The sequence below is a fragment of the Blastocatellia bacterium genome (genome assembly GCA_035275065.1).
GTDB lineage: Bacteria > Acidobacteriota > Blastocatellia > UBA7656 > UBA7656 > DATENM01.
Genome location: DATENM010000141.1, coordinates 1 through 1,889, shown reverse-complemented (window position 1 = coordinate 1,889; position 1,889 = coordinate 1). Strand labels below are relative to the sequence as shown.

Below are 1,889 nucleotides of genomic sequence, written 5' to 3'. Positions count from 1 at the left end.
GTGCAATGGGAGAAGCGCCTTCCGGCAGACGACGATGGGATATGGTGGTTTAAGCTGCCAAGCATCGGAGCGGACATCCAAATAGAATCAACGTATGGGAATTGCCCATTCCTAGTGGAGACCAATGAGCTCTGTTGTGATAAGGCTAAGGGTGGCGAAACAGTGGCGGATGTGGGGTCAATGATTGTTGAATATTTGGATTCACAGAGGGGCAGAATTGTTCGGAATAGGCATACCAGAAGTAATCGTGATGGTGGTCATCCTGTTACTGATCCTGTTCTATCTGAAAGGTCGTGGGCGATTCATATGAAAGTGGGGAGGCGCTAAAATCGCCAAGGGGGTCTAACAACGACATGCACCGGAGCCGCGACGGCGGAGTTCTTATCTTTCGGCCAATGCCGTTGTCGCGGCCCGGTGATGTGTGTTCGTTGGGCGTCTGCCGCAATTGTTGCAAGACATCAGTAGGATGCATCCGCAGCAAGGTAATTGATGGACCCGAATAATCCGGTTGTAAAACTATGCGTTGCGGGGGTGCAGGCCGAAACGGAAGGCAACCTCAACCAAGCCCGCGCACTCTTCACACAGGCTTGGGCCGCAAGCCGCGACGACTTCGAGGCCTGCATAGCGGCTCACTATTTGGCACGGCATCAAGAGAGCCCCGCCGAAATCTTACAATGGAACCAAGAAGCGTTGAAACGAGCTGATGCGGATGGTGGCGAAAGGGTTCGCGAATTTTACCCCTCACTCTACTTGAACCTGGGACACTCACATGAGGTGCTGGGCAACCGAGAAGAAGCGCGAAAGTACTACGACATGGCGGCCGAGAAAGTAGATGGCCTGGCGACGGGACGGTACGGCGCAGGCGTGAGGGAGGCAATTGCGAAAGGGCGTGAGCGAGTGGAGTTGAAGGAGGAGTGAGGTTAAGCCCGCAGAGGGCAGGACGATACGGGGTAGCAACGACGCCCAACAAGGCGTTGCAGCGGAGGCCGTGAAGCACAGTTCTTAGGGCTGCTGGTGAGTCCGTTCACGGCCCCGCTGAACGCAGGCGTTAGGTGGCTGTCGAAGCTAATGGCTGGCGCAAGATATGACCACTGGTTTTGCCGTAATAACTTCAATCGGCCTCTGTATCGTAGCGGCTGCCTTAGAGGGTGTGTGTGCCGGCAGCCAGGTGAAACCCTTCTTTGCCAAGCTGCGCTTCCCGCCATACTCGGCCCCGCTATGGCTTTGGTCAATCATCGGCGGCCTCTATTATGTGATCTTTGGCTTCGTCCTTTACCGCCTCCTTAGACTCGGCAGCGGCTCTGCCCTCAGGTCAGCGGCCCTGGCGCTCATTCTGTTTATGATGGTCGTCAACGCGCTGACGAATTACATTATCTTCCGCGCCCAAGACTTACGGCTCAGTTTTATGGTGGGGGCATTATTCCCGGTGATGGACGTGATGCTTTTCATCTGCTTGACTCGACTTGACCAGGCGGCGGCTTGGTGGCTGATGCCTTACTTACTATACCGGGTATATGCGGTCTGGTGGGGGTACGGTTTATGGAAGCTGAATGGCGGGACGAGGTGAGAGCCGCCTGTAATCGCCACCTAACAAGGACATGCACCGGAGCCGCCGCCGCGCATTTCACGTGATTACTCGCAATGCCGTTCGGCGGCCCGGTAATGTCGGGCGTTAGGCGTCCCTACAGCAAATGCAAGTAAGGAGCGGCTGACGAGAGCGAAGGCGCGGATCGCGTATGGCCAACAATCATTCCCGATGGCCAAAACCAAGCAAGCCGCCGCGTCAGGCCATGGGCTCAATCCGCCGCGTGCCGCCGCGGCTCAGCGAAAGCCGGCGGTTGCAGAGGGCACTCCGTACGAGCAATGCGGCGACGGCGACAAGTCGCTGG

At 56.9% G+C, this 1,889-nt stretch carries 3 protein-coding genes; all 3 read left to right on the top strand.

Going from position 1 to position 1,889, the window contains the following annotated elements:
* Positions 1-327, top strand: a 327-nt coding sequence (locus VJ464_26340; protein ID HKQ08669.1) for a hypothetical protein, incomplete at its 5' end; no start/stop codon positions are given.
* Positions 328-489: 162 nt separating this feature from the next.
* Entirely contained in the window at positions 490-918 is a 429-nt protein-coding gene (locus VJ464_26335; protein ID HKQ08668.1) for a hypothetical protein, read from the top strand.
* A gap of 166 nt (positions 919-1,084) precedes the next feature.
* Complete coding sequence (locus VJ464_26330; protein ID HKQ08667.1) at positions 1,085-1,567, top strand: TspO/MBR family protein; 483 nt, start codon at positions 1,085-1,087, stop codon at positions 1,565-1,567.
* Positions 1,568-1,889 lie beyond the last annotated feature (322 nt).